The following is a 20,499-nucleotide window of genomic DNA, read 5'->3' on the forward strand; positions in this document are numbered from 1 at the left end:
ACCACTTCAGATAGGACAGTTGAGATGAAAATCACCAGCGTTCGGCCGTGGCTCATCAAATCCGATGCTTCTTATTGGGGAGAGTTTCTGTTCGTCGAAGTGACGACCGACGAGGGGGTGAGCGGCTGGGGAGAAATCACTACCACGACAAGGCTTGCCAATCGCGCCCTTTGCACGATCCTACGGCAAATCGGTGCCGCTGTGACAGGCGAGGACCCGGGGCGTATCGAATATCTGTGGCACAAAATATTCCGCAGCTTCACCTACATGGGCAGTCGCGGCGCCGCAGTCGAATGCGTAAGCGCCATTGACATAGCCCTCTGGGACATCCGCGGCAAAGTCCTGGGTAAGCCGATTTATGAGCTGTTGGGCGGACCGGTACGCGATGAAATCGCGCTCTACACCCATCCCAATCAGCGCAAGTTTACCAGCAAAGAGGCTGTGGTCCGTGAAATCAGAGACATCGTCGAGTCCGGCCACACTGCGCTCAAGTTCGATCCCTTCCCCCAGCAGGGCCGCACCGCCGATGGACTGCCTCGCGAACAGCGGGACGGCTATCTCGATGGCACTATGACCCGTAAGGATGAGCGTGAAGCCGCCGAACTCACGGCTCTGATCCGCGAAACGGCAGGCCCGGATGTCGATATCCTCATCGATGCTCATGGCCGGTTCGATGTTCCCACCGCCATTCGCCTTTGTCGCAGCCTCGAGGAAGCCGGTCAGATCGACTGGTTCGAGGAGCCGTGTCCACCGGAAAGCCTCAACGCTCTCAAACAGGTCCGTGAGAAGGTCAGCGCCGCCATCTCGTGGGGCGAGCGCGGCCACACGAAGTGGGATTTCGTGCCGGTGCTCGAAAACAAGCTCGCCGACTACATCATGCCTGATGTCACCTGGACCGGCGGCATTACCGAACTCAAGAAGATTTCTGCCCTCTGCGAAGCCTATTACATCCCGGTCTCGCCGCATGACGCCGCAGGGCCGATCAACGTGGTTGCGGGAGCACAGGTCATGATGACCGTTCCGAATTTCTACAAACTCGAAACGTCGGAGTGGAATTTGGGCAAATACGATCACCTGATCGACAGACCGCTCGATATATCGAACGGCAGCCTCAAGCTTACGTCCAAGCCTGGCCTCGGCGTTGAAATGAACCGCGACTACCTTCAAAACCACGAGATAGAACTCGACTAGCCAACAACGCTCCATGCCGCCCGAGCGTGCGCGGCGACGAGCACCCACCAGAACAAGGACAAGCCATGCCAGAGGCATATGGAGCCGACGAGGCGCTCAATCGGGTGAACACGCATTCCAAGCCGTCCGATCTTCGCATTACCGACATGCGGGTAGCCGAGATTGTCGGCGCGCCGTTCACCTCCGTCCTGCTCAAGATTTACACGAACCAGGGCATCGTCGGGCTTGGCGAGGTGCGCGACGGTGCCAGCGCCACTTACGCGCTGATGCTGAAGAGCCGCTTGCTTGGCGAAAACCCGTGCGACATCGACCGCCTGTTTCGCCGGATCAAGCAGTTCGGCGGCCACGGCCGGCAAGGCGGCGGCGTTTCGGCAGTTGAAATCGCGTTGTGGGATCTTGCCGGCAAGGCCTATGGCGTGCCCATCTACCAGATGCTCGGCGGCCGGTTTCGGGAGAAAGTGCGCGTCTATTGCGATACCGATGCCACCGTGCCGAGTGGTACCGAGACCGGTAAGCGCCTTAAGCAGCGCATGGAGCTCGGCTTCACTTTCCTCAAGATGGATCTGGGGCTGATGCAGATCGCGGATGTGCCCGGTGCGGTCGTGTTTCCTGCCGGCTCACTGGAAGGATACCGCGACAGTCCCCGTCGCGGGCCCCTCAAAACCAATGAAGAGCGGCGTCTCCGCAACGCTGCCTACGATCTGCACAACATCCCGCACCCGTTTACCGGCCTGCACTTTTCCGACAAGGGCCTCGACCTGCTCGAGCAATATATCGCCGAGGTTCGAGAGGTCATCGGCATGGATGTGCCGCTCGCGATAGACCATATCGGTCATATATCGATGCAGAATGGCATTCGCCTCGCCAGGCGAATCGAAAAATACGTGCCAGCCTGGCTCGAGGATGTGATCCCATGGCAGTATACCGAGCAATACCGGCAACTGCAGGACGCCACCACCGTGCCGATCTGCACTGGCGAGGATATATACCTCAAGGAGGGCTTCGAGCCGCTGCTCAAGAGCGGCGGCGTCTCCGTCATCCATCCTGACCTGCTCACCAGCGGTGGCATCCTGGAGACCAAGAAGATCGGCGACATGGCGCAGGACCATGGTGTCGCCATGGCGATTCACATGGCAGAAAGTCCAATCGCCGCCATGGCCGCCGCACATGTCGCGACCGCGACCGAGAATTTCATGGCGCTCGAATACCACTCGGCGGATGTTGACTGGTGGGACGATATCGTCACCGGCCTTCCGAAGCCGCTGGTGAAGGACGGCTTCATCACCGTTCCGGACAAGCCGGGCCTGGGAATTGACGATGTCGTTGACGAGGTGATCTCGCAGCATTTGCAACCGGGTGTCACCGGCATTTGGCGGCCTACGGATCATTGGGACGACGAGTATTCCTGGGATCGCACCTGGAGCTGAAGCAAAAAAGGAACGAAGATGAAGATCACTGATCTGCGCTGTGCCGTTATCGGCAGACACCCGATCGTCCGCATCGTCACGGACGAGGGCCTCTATGGCTTGGGCGAAGTCGAATTCACCAAGTCCTACCTCAAGCCCTTCGTGCTGCATTTCCGCGAGGCGCTGCTCGGCGAGGACCCGACCGACGTCGAGAGAGTCATGCTGAAGATCCGCCAACGCGGCTCTTTCAAGCCGTATGGAGCGGCGGTGAGCGCCATCGAGCATGCGCTGTGGGATATTGCCGGCAAGGCCGCGGGCGTGCCTGTCTATAAGCTGCTCGGCGGCAAGGTGCGGGACAAGGTGCGCGTCTACAACGGCTCGATCCGCCAGAAACGTACGGGCGACCGGCCGGAGGATTACGCCGCTGACGTCAAATGGATGATGGAGCAGCCGCAGAACTTCTTCATGGTCAAGCAAGGAATCTCGTTCCACTCCAACATGAAGGACACTATCGAAGGCTTCCATTACGGCGTGACGCAGAAGAAGGCCGGCTATCACGGCGCCATGGATCAGGGCATGATCAGCGAGCGCGGTTTCAATCACATGCTCGATTGTGTGATCGCGATGAAGGAGGTCCTGGGCGACAAAGTCAGCCTGGCGCTCGACTGCGGCCCGGGCTGGATGCTGCCCGATGCGATCAAGTTCGCTCGCGCGGTCGAGAAGTACAATTTGATGTGGCTCGAGGATATGCTGACTGGCGACTACGTGCCGTGGGTCAATCCGCAGGCCTATCGGGAACTGACAACCTCCACCTCGACGCCGATCCACACTGGTGAGCAGATCTATCTGCGGCACAATTTCAAGGAACTGATCGAGACGCAGGCGGTACGCGTCATCGGTCCCGATCCAGCCGATATTGGCGGGATTGCCGAGCTCAAATGGGTCGCCGAGCACGCCTATATGCACTCAATCCTGATGGCGCCGCATGGCACCGCTAACGGTTTGCTGGGCCTCGGCGCACTGATCAATGTCTGCGCCACATTGCCGGCAAATTACGTCGCGTTCGAATATCCCAGCGCCTCTGACCCCTGGTGGGAGGATCTGGTCATCGGCTTGCCGCGGCAGATCGTGAAAGACAGCATGGTGGATCTATTGGAAGCGCCTGGGCTGGGCCTCGATATCGACGCTGAAGGAGCCAGGAAATATCTTAGCGAAGAGGATGCGGACTTTTTCGACTGAAGCTTTCTCCACCTGCCGTGTCTATCTTGTCGAGCGCCGGGTATTAGGGCTTGTCGAAACGGTTAGCGCCGGGACTGGCAAGTGGCGCGACGTATGCTCGTTCATGGCTCGCCCAGTCCGGACGACCTCCAACACTCCTCAAATTGTGCTCAGTGAAATAAATCGGGAAGCTCAGACATTGCGAGGCTTCGCAACCTCACGGCTTCCGAAGCATCGATCGATCGGTAAGGGAACCGCAGACGAGTCCCTACCGGTCCCCAATTGCCGATTGCGCTCAGCAATTTGTCGAGCGCAGCGTTCGAAAAACCCATGTTTTGGCGGAAGGGGACAATATGATTGTCCATGAATGCGCAGATCCGGCGCTCGAGATCGAGTGCGGCATCGAGATTACTCCGCATCGATGCCGTCCACTTTTGCGCGCCGCGGGGGCTAAGGCACGCTACATTGGAAAATGAGCCTGCCGCCACACTCTCTTTCATGCCGGTTGCGAGATGATGGCCGGGAACGAAAAGAGACCTGCCTGAAAGATAACGACGAGCCTCTGTATACCAGGAGCTGTCGCCGTCGGCGAGCTTGATGCCGATTACACCAGGCACCGACGCGCAGACCGCGCCCAGCTCTTTGGGCGTCAGAACGCGTTTTGCATGCGGCGGATTGTAAAGAATGAGCGGGATGCCGTCGGCCGTTTCCGCAGCACGATTCAGGAAATCGATCGCTTCGGCATCGGTTAGCGGCCACCAATCGGGCAATATCACCTGAATGGCTGCGGGATCGAATGCGCTGGCTCGGCGGACTCGGTTGAGCATGATCAGCGGGTCCGGCTGGCAGGCGCCAATCACAAACGGCATCGAGGATGCGCTGCAGCGCTCGGCCAGCAACGTTTGTATCCTGTCGAACTCCTCCTCGGTCTGATTGTGGAATTCACCGGCGGTCCCGTTCGAATAAATGCCATCGACTTTGGCGTCGATAAGGATGTCGATTTCCTCGCCGAGCTTGCCGAATTCGATGCTATCGTCGGCCGCAATCGGCAGCAGCAGGCTCGCCCAGTTGCCGCCGATGAGTGGATGCCGCTTCGTCGGGTTCATCTGTCTTTTTCCATGAGGTTTCAGTTTAATCGAGATCGTCGCGGATACAGGCCTTGAACCGGCCGGGCGCGACCTCCCGCAATTGAGGAACCGCACCAGCGCAGGCATCGAGCGCACTCGGACAGCGTGTGCGAAAGACACAGCCGCTGGGTGGATTGGCTGGACTCGGAATATCGCCTTTCAGGATCTGCCGGTCGCGCCGGGCATCCGGATCGGGTGACGGAATGGCGGAGAGCAGGGCGCGCGTATAGGGATGCTGCGGCCTCGCATAAAGGTCTGCGCTCGGTGCGATCTCCATGATGCGGCCGAGATAGAGCACGATGACCCGGTCGCAGATATATTCGACGACGGCGAGGTCATGCGAGATAAACAGCATGGTAAGGCCGAGCCGTTGCTGCAATTCGCGCAAAAGGTTGATTACCTGCGCCTGGATCGAAACGTCGAGGGCGGAAACGGGCTCATCGGCGACGATGAATTCGGGCGAGAGGGTCAGGGCGCGGGCGATACCAATGCGCTGGCGCTGTCCGCCCGAAAATTCATGGGCGTAGCGATTGATCGCATCGGCTGGCAACTCGACCTGGGTCAGGGCGGCTTGGGCTCGTTCAAGCCTGTCGCGTGCCGATCCGATCCCCTGAATCTTCAAACCCTCCGTGAGGATTTCGCCGATCGTCATACGCGGTGACAGGCTCGCGAAGGGATCTTGAAAAATATACTGCATGCGCGGCCGTTGCCGCCTGAGCGCCGAGGCGGAAAGGGCGGTCAGTTCCCTCCCGTCGAAGCGGACGCTGCCCGATGAAGGTTCGACCAGCCGAAGGACGGTGCGTCCGATCGTGGTCTTTCCGCTACCGGATTCGCCGACAAGCCCGACGACTTCACCCTTGCCGATATCGAAGGAGATGCCTTGCAGGATATTCAGCCGCGCACCGCGGGCCGTATAGTGTTTCGAAAGGTCGCGGACGGAGAGCAGCGGTTCGCTCATCTAGATCTCCTGCCATCTGATGCAGCGGCTGCGATGCTGCGAATTGATCTCTTCAAGCGCGGGAACGGCGGCGCGACAGGCATCGATCGCAAATTTGCAGCGCGGGGAAAAAGCACAGCCGCTTGGCATATTCATCAGGCTCGGAACCATGCCGGGAATGGCCGCGAGCTTTTCTCCTGCCTGTTTCATCCGTGACGCGTCTCCAAGGCGCGGCATGGAAGCGAGCAGGCCCATCGTATAAGGATGCTTCGGATTGCGAAAAACCTCGCCGACCGGTCCTTCTTCGACGATCCTTCCCGCATACATGACCGCGACGCGATGGGCGATTTCGGCAACCACGCCGAGATTGTGGGTGACGAAGAGCATAGCCATGCCGCGCTCGCGCTGCAGCTTGAGAAGCAGATCGAGGATCTGCGCCTGGATCGTTACGTCGAGCGCCGTCGTTGGCTCGTCGGCAATCAACAGCGCGGGATCGCAGGCCAGCGCCATGGCGATCGTCGCGCGTTGTCGCATGCCGCCAGAGAGCTCGTGCGGATATTGACCGGCGCGGCGTCTGGCGTCCGGTATGCCGACGCTTTCAAGCAGCGTGACGGCGGCATCCATTGCGGCCTTGCGATTGGCACCGCGGTGAATGCGGATCGGTTCGGCAATCTGGTCGCCGATCGTGAAAACGGGATTGAGGCTCGACATCGGCTCCTGGAATACCATGCCGATATCGTCGCCCCTGATCCTGCGCATGCTCTCCTCGTCAAGGGAAACAAGATCCTGGACCGTGCCGGACCGCGTCGTCAGACGGATGCTGCCGGCGGCGATTACACCGATATTGTGGCTCAGCAATCGCATAACCGACAGGCTCGTAACCGATTTTCCGGAGCCGGATTCGCCGACGAGCGCAAGCGTCTCGCCGGCGGCGACCGTCAGGTCGATATCGTTGACCGCCGTGATCTCGCTGCCGCGGACGCGGAAGACCGTTCGCAGTCCCTTGATGTCGAGTACGGGTTCGGCGGTCTGTTCCATCAGCCCTCTCAGTTCAGCAGGCCGGTTGCGCGCAGGATCTCGTCGATCCGTGCGGTTTCGGCATCGTTCAGAGCGGCGCGTGGTCGCGGCATGAGGGCAGAATCGATGATGCCAAGGCTGCGCATGGCCGCTTTGAACGCGCCAATACCGGATGCGCCACCACTCACACGGCCCTGCGCGACCCAAACGATTTCGAAGAGGCGGCAAAGCCGTTCCTGCTCTTTCTTCGCAGCGGCCCAGTCACCACGCTGGGCGGCATCCCAAAGGCGGACATATCCGTGCGGATCGACGTTGGCGATACCGGGCACCACGCCATGCGCACCCATCAGAAGGGCATTATCGACGACGATCTCGGAACCGGTCATCAAGAAGACGTCCTTGTGTTCGGCAAGGTCGAGGAGTGCGTAGCGGAAGTTGCCGTCATCACCGCTGGAATCCTTGAGGCCGATGATTGTGCCTTCCTTGGCGAGCGTGACCACTGTCTGCCGCTGTAGCTTGACGTGCACGCAGACGGGAATGTCGTAGGCGACCAGGGGAACATCCACGGCGTCGCGAATATAGCGGAAATGATCGAGGATCTCGGACTGGCTGGTTACCGTATAGAAGGGTGCGGTGACGACCACCGCATCGGCACCGGCGGCCTTTGCAACCTTCGAATGGGCGATGACACGATCTGTGGTCGGATCGATGACGCCGACGATCAACGGCACGCGCCCGTTCACCACCTTGGCGGAATGCTCGATGATTTCCCGCCGCGTCTTTTCGTCATGGAAGATGACTTCGCTTGTCGAACCCAGCACGAAAACGCCATGGCAGCCGGCATCGATCAGGTGTTCCAGCACCCGTGTATAAGAGGGATAGTCGACGGTGAGATCCGGATTGAGTGGCGTGACGACGGGGGGAACAACACCCTTGAATTTGGTCATTTTCTCTTTCTTTCGATTATCAGTTCAGTTCGGCACGGGGGTCGAAGGCATCTCGGAGGCCATCGCCAATGAAGTTGATTGCGAGTACGGCAAGGATCAGCGCAGCGCCGGGGAAGAGCCATTGCCACGGATATTGCTCGAGCACCGCCGTCGAGCGGGCTGCATTCAGCATGTTGCCCCAGCTTGCCGCCGGCGGTGCAATGCCGAGACCGAGGAAGGACAGGCCCGCTTCGAGCAGAATGGCATTGGCGATCTGCAGCGTGGCATAGACGACGAGGATATCGATGGAGTTCGGCAGGCCATGGCGGAAGAGCAGATGGCCGATGCCGGCGCCCATGCCGCGTGCGGCCATGACGAAATCGCGCTCGCGCAATTCCAGCAGTCGGGAGCGGACCATGCGTGCGAGCAGCGGCCACGAGAGCAGCGAGATGACCAGCACTGTCGGCCAGATGCCGGTCCCTGCAATCGAAGCAAGCACAAGCAGAAAGATGACGGGCGGCAGGGTCATGACCAGATCGACGAAGCGCATGGAAGCCGCATCGGCCCAGCGTCCTGCCAGCGCGGAGATAGCCCCGAAGAGAAAGCCGATCACAGCAGAGAGTGCTGTTGATGCAACGGCAACCAGCAGTGAAATCCGGCCGCCTTCCAGCACCCGCGCAAACACATCACGGCCGACACCGTCGGTTCCAAACCAGTGCGTCACCGTCGGGCCGCTGTTCATCGCCAGAAGATCGATGTCGTTCGGCTGGAAAGTCCACCACAGCGGATAGGAGAGGATCAGCAGCAGCAAGGGGACAGCGATGCAGACGCCGGCGACGGCGGCGTGATTGTGCAGAAAGCGTTCGAAGGCGCGGGCCAGTGGCCCCGGGCTGCGATGTTGAGGAGAGCGTGCCAACATGTCAGCCCACCTTGATGCGCGGATCGACGACCGCATAAGTGATGTCGGTCAGTAGATTGACGACGATGACGCAAGCGCCGATGACGAGCGTTGCCCCCATGATGACCGGGTAGTCGCGGGTCTGCACGGCATCGACCAATAGAAGGCCCATTCCCGGCCAGTTGAAGACGCTTTCGATGAAGATGGCGCCGCCGATCGCAAGGCCGATGGTCGAGCCGACCAGCGTCACGATCGGGAGGAGCGCATTGCGCAATGCATGTTTGGTGATCACCCAGAACCTGGGGACACCCTTGGCACGAGCCGTGCGAACGTAATCCTGGTTCAGGACTTCGAGCAGCGAAGCGCGCATATAACGCATGATCAACGCGCCTTGCGCAACGGACAGAAGTGCGGCGGGCAGGATCAGGTGGTGAAGGAGATCGCCCACTGAAAATTCCTCGCCCGGAGTCAGCATGCCTCCCGAAGGCATCCAGTGCAGGCGAACCGAGAAAACATAGAGGCCGATCAGAGCGCTAAGAAATGCCGGGCTCGAAATGCCGGCAAGCGCGACGACCGACAGGGACAGATCGGCGATAGAATTACGGCGGACCGCGCTGATCACTCCAAAGGCGATGCCGGCAACGATAGCGAAGGCCAATGACGTGCCCATCAATAGCACAGTGGGACCAATGCGCGACAGAACCAGACCCAGAACAGGCTGGTCGACACGTTTGATCGAATAACCGAGGTTGCCCATCAACGCCTGCTGCAGCCAGCCAAGATACTGGATGGGCAGTGGCTGATCGAGGCCGAGGCGTCTGCGCAGATCGGCGAGGTCGGCCGGCGACATTGGTATGTTCGGATCGATATAGGCATCGATCGGATCGCCTGGCGCCAGGCGCAGCATCAGGAAGATCAGCATGCTCAACGCAACGAGCATACCTATTCCTATCATCAGACGTCTGAGACTGTATCGGAGCATAGTAAATCCGTCTGTCGGGGTGGCCGAAGCCACCCCTTAGCTTCGCGGAATGCCTATTCGGCGATCGACCATTTCTGCGGGTCGGCCTGGTAGGGGCCGCCGCCCGGCGCCGGCGTCCAGACGAAATCCTTCACCTTGGTGGAGACGACGCCATAGCGATTTGCGACCCAGAGCGTGGCCCAGGGGAGGTTGCTGTTCATCACCTTGCAGACGTCCTGATAGGCGGCATTCCGCTTGGCGCTGTCCGGCTCTGCAATCGCAGTATCGAGCGCTTTGGTGAGTTCAGGCATGCGAACTCTCGCCACGTTCGGTCCAGCCGGCGGAATTTGCTTCTCATTAAGACCGACATTGATGCTTCCAGCATCCGGCCCGTTCTGCAGCCCGGCATAGACCATCTGGAACTGGGCGATATCCGGCTTGGGGTTCAGCACGATGCTGTTATAGGTCGGGGTATCGACAGCCCGAGGGACAATATTGATGCCGACCTGGGCAAGCATGGCCTGGACTGCGGCAAGCACATTGGTCGCCAGCGGCGTGGTGTAATAGGTCAGAAGCGTGATCGGTTTGGCGCCGTTGATCTGATCCCAGCCCGCTTCGGTCAGCAATTGCTTGGCCTTCTCAGGATCGTAAGCATAGGTGTCGATACCCTGCGGTATCAGCTGTTCGGCAACGTAAGCGCAGTTGGCCGGCTTGGCTGCGCCGCCGTAGAGGCTCTTGATGATGGCATCGCGATTGATTGCGTACATCACCGCTTTGCGGACGCGCACATCCTTCCAGATCGGAGAATCGTGATTAAAGCCAAGATAGTTGACTACAAAGGAGTCACCTTCGATGACCCTGAAGTCCTTGTTGTCCTTGAAGGTCGGCACGTCGTTGGAATCGACATATGTAAACTGAATCTCGCCGGACCTCAGCGCTGCAATCGCGGCAGCAGGATTGGCGAAATAGCGATTGATGACGCGTTCCAGTGCGGGCTTGCCTCCGCGGTAGTCGGTATTGGCGGCAAGTTCGACATACTGATCCGAGACATATTTGGTGAACTTGAACGGACCGGTACCGATCGGAGTGGTGGACCACCACGTGCTCTTCGCCAGTTGGTCGGCAGGTATCGAGGAGAGCGCATGCTCCGGCAGCATCATCACTTTCGTCATCGCATCGAGCAGACTGCCGCTCGGTTCGCTGAGCTTGATGACGAGAGTGCGGTCATCAGGCGCTTCGACAGACGATATGGCTTTCAGGCGTGCGGCGAGCACCGAGCCGGTTTTGGCATCCATCGCGAGGCCCATAGTGAACTTTGCGTCCTTGGCGGTGAACGGCTTGCCGTCGTGCCATTTGGCGTCCGCAAGCTTGAACGTGTAGGTCTTCTGGTCCGGGCTGACCTCATAGGAGCTTGCCAGTGCGCCAACGACGTTCTGCAGCTTCTCGTCATAGGTAATCAGCGGTTCGTAATAAATGCTGAGCCAGGTGAAGCCGGAGGTCGCGGCAAGCGGATTGAAATTGCCCTGGAAACCACCGGGACCGACGTCGAAACCGCCGGATAGGGTGGCGGCTTGCGCCTGGGTTGCGATACCGGATGCCACGACTGCCGGAACGGCAACGGTCGAGAGCATGACGCCGAGCGCGGCTACGGATAATCTAGACAGTCTTTTCATGTGTTCCTCCCACGTTTGAACTTGTCTTGTTATTGGCGATGACTCGGGCAATGCCCTCATAGTGACGATCCATGCGCCTGCGCGCTTCCTCCAGATCCTTCGCCTCGATTGCATCGACAATCGCCGCGTGATCCCGCCAAGTCGCCATTGGATCGACGTTTTCGAGGTTCACGAAATCCGACGCCTTGTAGAAAGCGAGCCAGAAGACATCGATCAGTCGGACAAGCGTTTCATTATGCTGGCAGCGAAACAACAGCCGATGAAACAGCTGATCGTCTTCGGCGAAAGTTTCACCGCGCTCCGCATGGGCGCGCATACGATTGACGGTCGCGCGCAGCTCGGCGATGTCTTCCTCGCCGATCATCTCGATCGTCTTGCCGATCAATCCCACTTCAAGCGTGCGGCGGATTTCGATCACTTCTTCGATCTGCCGCAACGCCCCGCCAAGTCCGTAGGCCAGATTGTCGAGGAGTGGCTCGAAGGAGAAAGCCTTCACGAAAATGCCGACACCGCGCCGTGTCTCCAGTACACCGAGGGATTCCAGCGCCTTGATGCCTTCGCGCAGCGAATTGCGGCTGACGCCGAGCTGCGTGGCAAGCTCTCCTTCGGCCGGCAGCAGCGTCCCCGGCGCCAGACCGTTATCATGGATGTAAGCGCGCAGACTTTCTTGCACGGATACATGCAGCAGCGGTGCGCGTGTCAGCGGCTTCATCGATTTCAAAACCATGTCCGATCTTCTCTTCGCCTCGCCGATAAGATGAAGAGCTACATATCCACTTGTAGGATATCTGTCAAATGGGCAGGTTTCGGCTCTTGTTGATAAGCGCTCGCCGGTCAGGCGATTGCCCTATCACTTTAATACCAGTATAGATCCAGATGGATTTCACAGAAAAAATTTAAAGGCATTGGAAACCCATGGCTACGGACGAACTGATCGAGGTGATCAGAAAGGAATTGGAGGCACCGGTATCCCAGCTGCCGCTCTACAAGCGCCTGAAGTCGGCGATTGAAACTGCGATCCGCTCAAACACCCTCAAGGCAGGTGCCGTATTGCCGGGAGAGCGGGTGCTTGCCGAGACGCTGTCGCTTTCGAGGGTAACGATACGCAAGGCACTGGCACTGCTTGAGGAAGAGGGTCTTCTCAATCGCCGCCACGGTTTTAAAACGGAAGTCGGATCCAGGGTCGAAAAGTCGCTTTCGACGCTCACCAGTTTCTCGGAGGATATCCTCGCGCGTGGCCTAACGCCAGGATGTATATGGCTTTCCAAGCAGATAAGCCGACCTTCCCCCACGGAGATGATGGCGCTCGGGGTCGCCGGGAACAGCAATATCCTGCGCATGAAGCGCATCCGTACGGCCGATGGCGTGCCGATCGCGGTCGAGACATCAACCGTCCCGGTTCGCTTTATCCCTTCGGCAAATCTGGTGGGCGACTCTCTTTATCAGGCGCTGGAAGCCCGCGGTTTTCTCCCGCAGCGCGCCGTTCAGCGCATGCGCTCGCGAGCAGCCTCCGCCGAGGATGCGCAGTATCTCCATTGCGAAGCCGGGGCGCCGCTGCTGATGACAGAGCGCCGCTGTTTTCTTGGCGATGGGCAGATCGTCGAATATTGCGAAAGCCGCTACAAGGGCGACGTTTACGACTTCGTATTCGAGCTGACGCGATGATACCAGTTATAAACTGGTTGTAATCTGGTACTTTCCAATTATCGTGATGCCGGAAATGGAGTGTCACGATTGCAGCGCGACGACATCAAAAAAAGTCTTATCGTTTCCTGCCAGCCGGTACCCGGCGGGCCGACGGACACGGCCGAATTCGTCATTGGGTTTGCAAGGGCCGCCGTCGATGCTGGTGCGAAGGCGCTACGGATCGAATCCGTCAACTACGTAAAAGCCGTACGTCCCGCCGTGACCGTGCCGATCATCGGCATCGTCAAGCGGGACCTCGAGGACAGTCCTGTGCGGATCACGCCATTCGTTGCCGATGCCGAAGCGCTCGCTGATGCCGGTGCCGACATTGTCGCCTTCGACGCTACGGATCGCGTACGGCCGGCGGCAGTCGAAGCCTTGGTGACGGCGGTGAAGGCACGAGGCAAGTTGACGATGGCAGACTGCTCGAGCCTCGAAGACGCGCGTAACGCTTTGGCGGCCGGGGTCGATTTCGTCGGCACGACCCTTTCCGGTTATGTCGGCGGGCCGGAGCCCGTCGATCCGGATATCGATCTGGTCGCCGCAATGCGCGCACTCACACCCTATGTCATTGCAGAGGGTCGCATCCGCACGCCCGAGCAGGCAGCAAGTGCCGCCGAAGCCGGAGCTTTCGCCGTGGTGGTGGGCTCGGCGATTACCCGCACCGAACATGTGACGGCCTGGTTCCGCGATGCCGTCGCGGCAGCTTACGACGCCAACAGCCTGCAGACGGTCCTTGCGATTGATATCGGCGGCACGAAAACGATGGCAGCGCTGATCAGAGGCAGCGAAGTGCTGGACGAAATGACCGTGCCGACAGCACGGGAATCAGGTCCGAATGCATGGCTTGCCGGCATTGCAGATTCTACTCAGCCGTGGGCGGATCGCTACTCCCATGTCGGCATCGCCGTTACCGGCTTCATTCAGGATGGATGCTGGTCGGCGCTCAATCCGGCAACGCTTGGCATTCCCGACCGGTACCCGTTGGTCGACAAGGCAAGGGAGGTTTTCGGCAAGCCGGCCTTTGCAATCAACGATGCACAGGCGGCCGCTTGGGGAGAGTATCGGTTTGGAGCCGGCAATGGTGGCGATCTGGTATTCCTCACCATTTCGACCGGCATCGGCGGCGGCATTATCGTCAATGGTCGGGCTCTTACTGGGCTCGCCGGCCATTTCGGGCTGATCCGCGGCCCGTCGGCAGGCCAATCGCCGCTCGAAGATCAGACGTCCGGCCGCTGGATCGCCGCCGAGGCCTCAAAAGCAGGATATCCGGGAACCGCAGCCGAGGTTTTCGACCATGCCACCAGAGGCGAGGCCTGGGCTGCCGAGATCGTCTCGCAATCGGCGTTTCGTGCGGCTACGCTCTGCCGCGACATCCAGATGATGCTCGATCCGAAGCAAATCGTCATTGGCGGCGGTATCGGCCTTGCAGCAGGCTATCTCGACCGCATGCGTCATTTCTTTGCGGGTGTCGATCCCAGGCTCACACCCAATCTCGTGCCCGCCAGGCTCGGTAGCCGTGCCGGTATCATTGGCGTGGCGAGCCTTGCAGTTCAGCGTGACTGATGAATTCCAGAAAACATCGATCCGAAGCTAACAAAAAAGAGGGAACTACGATGACATTGAACAGAACAAGCCTATCGGCGCTTGCCGTGCTTCTCGCAAGCGTTGCTCTGCCGGGAACCTCGAATGCGACGGTCACCGTTCTCGGCTGGCCGGGCGGCTCGGAAGAAACGGCGCTCCGCGCAACCGTGGAAGAATATAATAAGACACCCGGCATCAGCGACGCCGACAAGGTCGAGCTTTTGTTCTTCAACCGAGAGGGCTTCTTCGACAAGCTGCAGGCCGACATGGCAGCGGGCTCGACCGCGTTTGACATCAATCTCGTCGCCACCTACTCGATCGGTCGCTACGCACCCTACATGGAACCTGTCGATCTCGGCGAGGGCGCAGCGAAGACGTTTGGCGAATCCGTGCTGAAGACCATGCAGTTCGACGGCAAGCAGTACGGAGTGCCGACGGACCTGTCGCTGCACTTCATGTATTACCGCAAGGATCTGATCGATGCGCTGATGAAGGATGATGCGGCTAAGAAAAAATACGCGGAGATCGCCAAGCAATATCTGAACAAGGAACTGCAGCCGAAGGATCCGGACAGCTGGACTTGGGATGACTGGGCGGCGACTGCTCTTTATTTCTCCAAGCAGGTGAATTCCGAGAGCCCTGTGCGTTACGGCACCGTCCTGCAGATGAAGAACCTGCTCTTCAACATGATGGTGTTTCAGTCCTTGCCGCGCTCCTACGGTGGAAACTGGACCGATGAGGAGGGCAATATCACAGTCGATTCCAACGCCTACAAGACCGGCCTCGAACTCTACAAAAAACTCTACGACGCCGGTGCTTCGCCCAAAGATTCGCTGAGCTACGAATATGCAGAGACAAATGCTGCTTTCGGTTCCGGGCAGGCGGCGACAGCACTTCAATGGAACGCCGCTGCCGCAGATCTCACCAGCGCCGAGAAAAATCCCGCCGTTGCTGATGTCACCGGTATCGTAGCGCCGCCGGCCGGGCCGGAAGGTCGCGCTGACCATATCCATGGCCTTGGCCTCGGTCTGAACAAGAACGCCAAGAATAAGGATGGCGCCGTCAAATTCCTGAAATGGCTGGCGACCGAGGATGCCGCTTTGCTCTATGCCCGAAAGGGAGGTTCGCCAGCCCTCACGCCTGACGTTGTGGCAAAAGTCGCCAAGGAACGTCCGGATCTGGTCAAGCTCGGGGAATTTGCCAGCAAATACGGTTATGTGATGAACGGTGCGACCTCGGCGAATGCACTCTCCGTCTATGAGTTGCAGGCGAAAGAATTCACCGGCTACTGGTCAGGTCAGCAAAACCTTGAAGATGCATTGGCTCATACCAAAGCCGGAATGCAGGACCTCCTGAAGAAGTGAGACCCACCGGACGCCTCGCCTACCGCGCGGCGTCCGGCCCATCCGGCGGATTGAAATGGCGATCATAAAACGTGTCGAGGGAAGAGCCTATCTCACGCCGCTCGTGGGATTCCTGCTGCTGTTTCTCGGTTTTCCCGCAGTTATCAACCTCATCTATTCAGTCTCGACCGTCGACTTCCAGACCTTGCGAAGTCCGACACTGAGCGGCTTCGGCAATTACCTTGCCGTGCTTGCCGATCGTGATTTCTGGCGCGCAACGTTCTTTTCTTTGCGTTTCGGCATCCTGACGGCACTTATCGAATGCCTGCTCGGATTGTTTCTGGCGATCTTCCTGGCGCCGCTCTTAACGAAGCGATCGGCATTGATGGCGCCGCTTATGCTGCCGTTGATGGTCGCGCCGGCGATGATCGGCCTCATGTATCGTCTGGTGCTTCACGAATTTGCCGGGCCCGTGCCCTATTATCTCTTCGCCTGGTTCGGCGACAGCCCGGCCTTTCTCGATGTTTCACATGCATTCTGGACGCTGATCGTTGTGGAAACGCTGCAATGGACGCCATTTGCTTTTTTGCTCTTCTACATGGCCTATGTCGCAGTGCCGATCGACGTGCGGGAAGCCGCCGCACTCGACGGAGCGTCGGCTATGAAGATTCTCTGGTTTATCGAGCTTCCATTGATGCTGCCGACACTGGTGATCGCCTTCTTCATCCGTTTTATCGACGGTTTTCGCGTCTTCGACAATGTCTATGCGCTGACCGGCAGTGGTGCGGGCGGCTCCACGACATCCTTGTCGATCTATATCTATCAGGCGTTCTTCAAGGAGGGCGCGATCGGCAAGGCAGTGGCGGCCTCCGTCGTCCTCTTTCTCACGTCGCTGGTCGTCCTTTATGGTCTCAACTGGCTCGCCGGCCGCAGGAGGCATGAGCCATGATGAACACGCTGCGCTGGCTCATCTTTGCCGTTGCCGCTCTGGCAATGAATTTTCCGGTTGTCGTCACGCTCATGACCTCGTTCAAAAGCGCGCGCGAGCTTTCGACCAATCCCGGTCTGTGGATCAACCAGCCGACTTTTGAAAATTACCTTCGCGTGTTGACGCAGACTGATCGCTTCAACATCTATTCCTATCTCTGGAACAGTACCGTCGCCTCGCTGATCGGCACTGGGCTTGCGATCTTGCTTGCCTTTCCAGCAGCCTATGCGATCGCAAGGAGCGAGGTCGGCAAACACACGCTGCTGCCTGTCGTCATCAATCTACGGGCCGTTCCACTCATCATTTTTGCGATCCCGCTCTACATGATGTACCAGTTTCTCGGCCTGCTCGACACTCGACTTGGTCTCGGCCTGATCCTGACCATCGTCAACACGCCGTTGGCGCTCGTCATCCTTGTCAACGCGATATCCGACGTTCCGCTGGAACTCGACGAGGCGGCGAGGGTAGACGGGGCGAGTTCGTTGCAGATAATGATCAGCGTTATCCGGCCGGTCGTGCGGCCAGCGCTGGTGACGACCTTCATCTTCGGCTTCATCACCGCCTGGAACGAGTTCCTCTTCGGGTTGATGCTGACGACGAACAAGGCAGTTCCGATGACGGTCGGTGCATCGTTCTTCTTTGCGGCAAGCGGCGGCGGCGTTCAATGGGGCACAGCGTCTGCGGTCATGATCCTTGGCGCTCTGCCGCCCATCTTCCTCGGTTTGCTGATGTATCGACAAATTTCGGGCTCGATGACGGCGGGGGCGATCAAAGGTTAGGCAGGACGACAAAAAGGCGGACGCCTGGAATTTGTGCGATATATGAACAAATATCATATATCGCACAAAGTGCTTGCCGTTTGGAGGGCTCTCGATCTATGCCTTGCAGATGGGAGGCATGACGAGGCCTCATCCGGCAAGGAGAGATCCAGCATGGACAAGACAATCAGGAGCGCGGCAGACGCGGTCTCCGAAATCGGTGATGGAGCTACGGTGATGATTGGTGGCTTCGGCGGTTCGGGCGCGCCGATCGAGCTCATTCACGCCTTGATCGACAAGGGGCCGAAGAACCTCACGGTCATCAACAACAATGCCGGCAACGGCCGCATCGGCATCGCCGCGATGATCGATGCCGGCATGGTTAGGAAGATGATCTGCTCCTTTCCGCGCTCATCCGATCCGCGTGCCTTTACCGACAAATATCTGGCTGGCGAGATCGAGCTGGAACTCGTGCCGCAGGGCACGCTTGCAGAACGCATCCGCGCCGGCGGTGCTGGTATTCCGGCGTTTTATACACCGACCGGTTACGGTACCGAGCTTGCAGAAGGCAAGGTCATCACCGAGTTCGACGGCCGGCATTACGTGCAGGAACGGTGGCTGAAGGCGGATTTTGCGATCGTCAAGGCGAATGTCGGTGATGTCCACGGCAACCTCACTTATAACAAGGCCGGCCGCAATTTTAACCCGCTGATGTGCATGGCAGCGGCCAGGACCATCGCCCAGGTCTCTACCATTGTTCCGGCCGGCGGCATCGATCCAGAGCAGGTCGTGACACCGGGTATCTTCGTCGATCGTGTGGTCGAGATCGCCAATCCGCAACAGGAAGAAGAGCTCATTCGAGCCGGGGTGGCCTACGTATGACCGTCGACGCCAGAGAAGACATCAAGCTCTCCAATGCCCAGATCGCCTGGCGCGCGGCACAGGATATTGCCGATGGCGCCTATGTGAACCTCGGTATCGGTTTTCCGGAAATGGTCGCCCGATATCAGCCGCCGGGCCGGCAGGCGATCTTCCACACAGAAAACGGTATCCTCAATTTCGGCGAGGCGCCTCCATCCGGCGAGGAGGACTGGGATCTCATCAATGCCGGCAAGAGAGCGGTGACGCTGAAGCCGGGTGCGGCCTTCTTCCATCATGCGGACAGCTTCGCCATGGTACGCGGGGGTCATCTCGATGTCGCGATCCTCGGCGCCTATCAGGTCGCCCAGAACGGCGATCTCGCCAACTGGCGTGTCGGCGCCAAGGGCGTACCTGCCGTTGGCGGCGCCATGGATCTCGTGCACGGTGCCAAGCAGGTCTGCGTCATCACCGAGCATGTGACCAAGAACGGCGAACCCAAGCTAGTGGAAAAATGCACTTTCCCGCTGACAGGGGTAGGCTGCATCACCCGCATCTACACGAGCCATGCCGTCATCGACATCAGGGAAGGACGCTTCGTTTTGCGCGAAAAGCTTGCCGCCATGTCGGTCGAGGAACTGCAGGCCATGACCGGCGCGCCGCTGCATATCGAGGGGGCGGTTGCTGACCTCGTCGTTCCCGAACTCTGAGGACAAGTCCATGACCGAAGCCTTCATTTGTGATTATATCCGCACGCCAATCGGCCGCTACGGCGGCTCGCTATCCTCGGTCCGCGCCGATGATCTTGGCGCCATCCCGCTGAAGGCACTGATGACGAAGAATGCGTCCGTCGATTGGGAAGCCGTCGACGACGTCATCTTCGGCTGCGCCAACCAGGCAGGCGAGGATAATAGAAACGTCGCGCGTATGTCGCTGTTGCTCGCCGGTCTGCCAGTCTCCGTTCCAGGCACGACGATCAACCGGCTCTGCGGCTCGGGTATGGATGCCGTCATGACCGCGGCGCGTGCCATTCGGTCAGGCGAAGCCGAACTGATGGTTGCGGGCGGCGTGGAAAGCATGTCGCGTGCACCCTTCGTTTTGCCGAAGGCCGATACGGCCTTTTCGCGCGCGGCTGAAATTCACGACACGACCATCGGCTGGCGCTTCGTCAATCCGCTGATGAAGAAACAGTATGGTGTCGATTCCATGCCGGAAACTGGCGAGAATGTTGCCGAGGATTACAATGTCAGCCGTGAGGATCAGGACGCGTTTGCCGTGCGCTCGCAGGCCAAGGCGGCTGCCTCTCAGGCAAGCGGCAGGCTCGCGAAGGAAATCATCTCGGTGACCATTCCGCAGCGCAAGGGCGATCCTGTTGTGGTCGAGAAGGACGAGCATCCACGCGCAACCAGCATGGAAGCGCTTGGTAAGCTGCCGACGCCTTTCCGCCAGGGCGGCACGGTGACGGCCGGTAATGCCTCCGGCGTCAATGACGGAGCGGCTGCCCTCATCATCGCTTCGGAAGCGGCGGCGAAGAAATATGGCCTGACACCGATCGCTCGTATTCTTGGCGGTGCCGCTGGCGCGGTTCCGCCGCGCGTCATGGGCATTGGCCCAGTACCGGCGTCGCGCAAGCTCATGGCGCGGCTTGGCTTGAAGCAGGAACAGTTCGATGTGATCGAGCTCAACGAGGCCTTCGCCAGCCAGGGGCTCGCAGTGCTGCGAGAACTCGGCATTGCCGATGATGATCAGCGCGTAAACCGCAATGGCGGCGCCATCGCGCTCGGCCATCCGCTCGGCATGTCGGGCGCCCGGATCACCGGGACGGCCGCTCTGGAGCTCAGTGAAATCGGCGGCCGCTATTCGCTCTCGACCATGTGCATTGGCGTCGGCCAAGGCATTGCCGTGGCGCTCGAAAGGGTCTGAGGCGG

The 20,499-nt window shown here is 59.3% G+C and carries 19 protein-coding genes; 11 read left to right on the forward strand and 8 right to left on the reverse strand.

From position 1 onward, the window contains the following. The first annotated feature begins 24 nt into the window (after window positions 1-24). The 3 genes from FHX08_RS21920 to FHX08_RS21930 all read left to right on the forward strand — a co-directional run bounded on the left by FHX08_RS21920 (window position 25) and on the right by FHX08_RS21930 (window position 3,836). Window positions 25-1,191, forward strand: a complete 1,167-nt coding sequence (locus tag FHX08_RS21920; protein ID WP_132656684.1) for a mandelate racemase/muconate lactonizing enzyme family protein — start codon at window positions 25-27, stop codon at window positions 1,189-1,191. Window positions 1,192-1,256: 65 nt separating this feature from the next. Beyond that, window positions 1,257-2,618 carry a mandelate racemase/muconate lactonizing enzyme family protein gene (locus FHX08_RS21925; RefSeq protein ID WP_132656685.1) on the forward strand — a complete coding sequence of 454 codons (1,362 nt, stop codon included), beginning with the start codon at window positions 1,257-1,259 and terminating at the stop codon, window positions 2,616-2,618. A gap of 18 nt (window positions 2,619-2,636) precedes the next feature. Next, the gene (locus tag FHX08_RS21930) at window positions 2,637-3,836 is read left to right on the forward strand and encodes a mandelate racemase/muconate lactonizing enzyme family protein (RefSeq protein WP_132656686.1); all 1,200 of its coding nucleotides are present in this window, start codon (window positions 2,637-2,639) and stop codon (window positions 3,834-3,836) included. A gap of 149 nt (window positions 3,837-3,985) precedes the next feature. Here the strand turns inward: FHX08_RS21930 and FHX08_RS21935 are convergent, their stop codons facing one another. The 8 genes from FHX08_RS21935 to FHX08_RS21970 are packed head-to-tail and all read right to left on the reverse strand — an operon-like array spanning window position 3,986 to window position 12,081. Beyond that, on the reverse strand, window positions 3,986-4,921 hold the full coding sequence (locus FHX08_RS21935; RefSeq protein WP_132656849.1) for a dihydrodipicolinate synthase family protein: 936 nt from the start codon (window positions 4,919-4,921) through the stop codon (window positions 3,986-3,988). 25 nt (window positions 4,922-4,946) lie between these two features. Beyond that, window positions 4,947-5,900: an ABC transporter ATP-binding protein gene (locus tag FHX08_RS21940; protein ID WP_132656687.1), complete on the reverse strand. Its 954-nt coding sequence runs from the start codon at window positions 5,898-5,900 to the stop codon at window positions 4,947-4,949. Then, the gene (locus FHX08_RS21945; RefSeq protein ID WP_132656688.1) at window positions 5,901-6,917 is read right to left on the reverse strand and encodes an ABC transporter ATP-binding protein; all 1,017 of its coding nucleotides are present in this window, start codon (window positions 6,915-6,917) and stop codon (window positions 5,901-5,903) included. An 8-nt stretch (window positions 6,918-6,925) separates the two neighbouring features. After that, entirely contained in the window at window positions 6,926-7,843 is a 918-nt protein-coding gene (locus FHX08_RS21950) for a dihydrodipicolinate synthase family protein (RefSeq protein ID WP_132656689.1), read from the reverse strand. Window positions 7,844-7,862: 19 nt separating this feature from the next. Continuing rightward, window positions 7,863-8,741, reverse strand: coding sequence for an ABC transporter permease (locus FHX08_RS21955; RefSeq protein ID WP_132656690.1), 879 nt, complete (start codon window positions 8,739-8,741; stop codon window positions 7,863-7,865). A 1-nt stretch (window position 8,742) separates the two neighbouring features. Then, window positions 8,743-9,702: an ABC transporter permease gene (locus FHX08_RS21960; protein WP_132656691.1), complete on the reverse strand. Its 960-nt coding sequence runs from the start codon at window positions 9,700-9,702 to the stop codon at window positions 8,743-8,745. A 53-nt stretch (window positions 9,703-9,755) separates the two neighbouring features. Then, window positions 9,756-11,354: an ABC transporter substrate-binding protein gene (locus FHX08_RS21965; RefSeq protein WP_132656692.1), complete on the reverse strand. Its 1,599-nt coding sequence runs from the start codon at window positions 11,352-11,354 to the stop codon at window positions 9,756-9,758. Beyond that, window positions 11,338-12,081 carry a FadR/GntR family transcriptional regulator gene (locus FHX08_RS21970; RefSeq protein ID WP_132656693.1) on the reverse strand — a complete coding sequence of 248 codons (744 nt, stop codon included), beginning with the start codon at window positions 12,079-12,081 and terminating at the stop codon, window positions 11,338-11,340. The genes FHX08_RS21965 and FHX08_RS21970 overlap by 17 nt, the downstream gene beginning before the upstream one ends. 188 nt (window positions 12,082-12,269) lie before the next feature. On the opposite strand from FHX08_RS21970, the gene FHX08_RS21975 reads away from it, so the two are divergent. The 8 genes from FHX08_RS21975 (at window position 12,270) to pcaF (ending at window position 20,494) form a co-directional block, all read left to right on the forward strand. After that, on the forward strand, window positions 12,270-13,019 hold the full coding sequence (locus tag FHX08_RS21975) for a GntR family transcriptional regulator (RefSeq protein ID WP_132656694.1): 750 nt from the start codon (window positions 12,270-12,272) through the stop codon (window positions 13,017-13,019). A 69-nt stretch (window positions 13,020-13,088) separates the two neighbouring features. After that, complete coding sequence (locus FHX08_RS21980) at window positions 13,089-14,606, forward strand: putative N-acetylmannosamine-6-phosphate 2-epimerase (RefSeq protein WP_132656850.1); 1,518 nt, start codon at window positions 13,089-13,091, stop codon at window positions 14,604-14,606. 50 nt (window positions 14,607-14,656) lie between these two features. Beyond that, entirely contained in the window at window positions 14,657-15,988 is a 1,332-nt protein-coding gene (locus tag FHX08_RS21985; protein ID WP_132656695.1) for an ABC transporter substrate-binding protein, read from the forward strand. 55 nt (window positions 15,989-16,043) lie between these two features. Next, complete coding sequence (locus tag FHX08_RS21990; RefSeq protein ID WP_132656696.1) at window positions 16,044-16,916, forward strand: carbohydrate ABC transporter permease; 873 nt, start codon at window positions 16,044-16,046, stop codon at window positions 16,914-16,916. Then, entirely contained in the window at window positions 16,913-17,734 is an 822-nt protein-coding gene (locus tag FHX08_RS21995) for a carbohydrate ABC transporter permease (RefSeq protein ID WP_132656697.1), read from the forward strand. Before FHX08_RS21990 ends, FHX08_RS21995 begins: the two co-directional genes overlap by 4 nt. A 153-nt stretch (window positions 17,735-17,887) precedes the next feature. Continuing rightward, window positions 17,888-18,595 carry a 3-oxoacid CoA-transferase subunit A gene (locus FHX08_RS22000; RefSeq protein WP_132656698.1) on the forward strand — a complete coding sequence of 236 codons (708 nt, stop codon included), beginning with the start codon at window positions 17,888-17,890 and terminating at the stop codon, window positions 18,593-18,595. Continuing rightward, window positions 18,592-19,281: a CoA transferase subunit B gene (locus tag FHX08_RS22005; protein WP_132656699.1), complete on the forward strand. Its 690-nt coding sequence runs from the start codon at window positions 18,592-18,594 to the stop codon at window positions 19,279-19,281. The genes FHX08_RS22000 and FHX08_RS22005 overlap by 4 nt, the downstream gene beginning before the upstream one ends. Before the next feature lie 10 nt (window positions 19,282-19,291). Next, entirely contained in the window at window positions 19,292-20,494 is a 1,203-nt protein-coding gene (gene pcaF / locus FHX08_RS22010; protein ID WP_132656700.1) for a 3-oxoadipyl-CoA thiolase, read from the forward strand. Window positions 20,495-20,499: the final 5 nt, after the last annotated feature.

This window comes from Rhizobium sp. BK529, assembly GCF_014194105.1.
In the GTDB taxonomy this organism is placed as follows: Bacteria; Pseudomonadota; Alphaproteobacteria; order Rhizobiales; family Rhizobiaceae; genus Rhizobium.

What these genes read in the sequence shown, in the direction of transcription:
- FHX08_RS21985 (WP_132656695.1), top strand. Translation starts at nt 14,657, where the DNA reads ATGACATTGAACAGAACAAGCCTATCGGCGCTTGCCGTGCTTCTCGCA.
- FHX08_RS21950 (WP_132656689.1), bottom strand. Translation starts at nt 7,843, where the DNA reads ATGACCAAATTCAAGGGTGTTGTTCCCCCCGTCGTCACGCCACTCAAT.
- FHX08_RS21940 (WP_132656687.1), bottom strand. Translation starts at nt 5,900, where the DNA reads ATGAGCGAACCGCTGCTCTCCGTCCGCGACCTTTCGAAACACTATACG.
- FHX08_RS21945 (WP_132656688.1), bottom strand. Translation starts at nt 6,917, where the DNA reads ATGGAACAGACCGCCGAACCCGTACTCGACATCAAGGGACTGCGAACG.
- FHX08_RS21995 (WP_132656697.1), top strand. Translation starts at nt 16,913, where the DNA reads ATGATGAACACGCTGCGCTGGCTCATCTTTGCCGTTGCCGCTCTGGCA.
- FHX08_RS21960 (WP_132656691.1), bottom strand. Translation starts at nt 9,702, where the DNA reads ATGCTCCGATACAGTCTCAGACGTCTGATGATAGGAATAGGTATGCTC.
- FHX08_RS21925 (WP_132656685.1), top strand. Translation starts at nt 1,257, where the DNA reads ATGCCAGAGGCATATGGAGCCGACGAGGCGCTCAATCGGGTGAACACG.
- pcaF (WP_132656700.1), top strand. Translation starts at nt 19,292, where the DNA reads ATGACCGAAGCCTTCATTTGTGATTATATCCGCACGCCAATCGGCCGC.
- FHX08_RS21955 (WP_132656690.1), bottom strand. Translation starts at nt 8,741, where the DNA reads ATGTTGGCACGCTCTCCTCAACATCGCAGCCCGGGGCCACTGGCCCGC.
- FHX08_RS21965 (WP_132656692.1), bottom strand. Translation starts at nt 11,354, where the DNA reads ATGAAAAGACTGTCTAGATTATCCGTAGCCGCGCTCGGCGTCATGCTC.
- FHX08_RS22005 (WP_132656699.1), top strand. Translation starts at nt 18,592, where the DNA reads ATGACCGTCGACGCCAGAGAAGACATCAAGCTCTCCAATGCCCAGATC.
- FHX08_RS22000 (WP_132656698.1), top strand. Translation starts at nt 17,888, where the DNA reads ATGGACAAGACAATCAGGAGCGCGGCAGACGCGGTCTCCGAAATCGGT.
- FHX08_RS21975 (WP_132656694.1), top strand. Translation starts at nt 12,270, where the DNA reads ATGGCTACGGACGAACTGATCGAGGTGATCAGAAAGGAATTGGAGGCA.
- FHX08_RS21930 (WP_132656686.1), top strand. Translation starts at nt 2,637, where the DNA reads ATGAAGATCACTGATCTGCGCTGTGCCGTTATCGGCAGACACCCGATC.
- FHX08_RS21990 (WP_132656696.1), top strand. Translation starts at nt 16,044, where the DNA reads ATGGCGATCATAAAACGTGTCGAGGGAAGAGCCTATCTCACGCCGCTC.
- FHX08_RS21920 (WP_132656684.1), top strand. Translation starts at nt 25, where the DNA reads ATGAAAATCACCAGCGTTCGGCCGTGGCTCATCAAATCCGATGCTTCT.
- FHX08_RS21970 (WP_132656693.1), bottom strand. Translation starts at nt 12,081, where the DNA reads ATGGTTTTGAAATCGATGAAGCCGCTGACACGCGCACCGCTGCTGCAT.
- FHX08_RS21935 (WP_132656849.1), bottom strand. Translation starts at nt 4,921, where the DNA reads ATGAACCCGACGAAGCGGCATCCACTCATCGGCGGCAACTGGGCGAGC.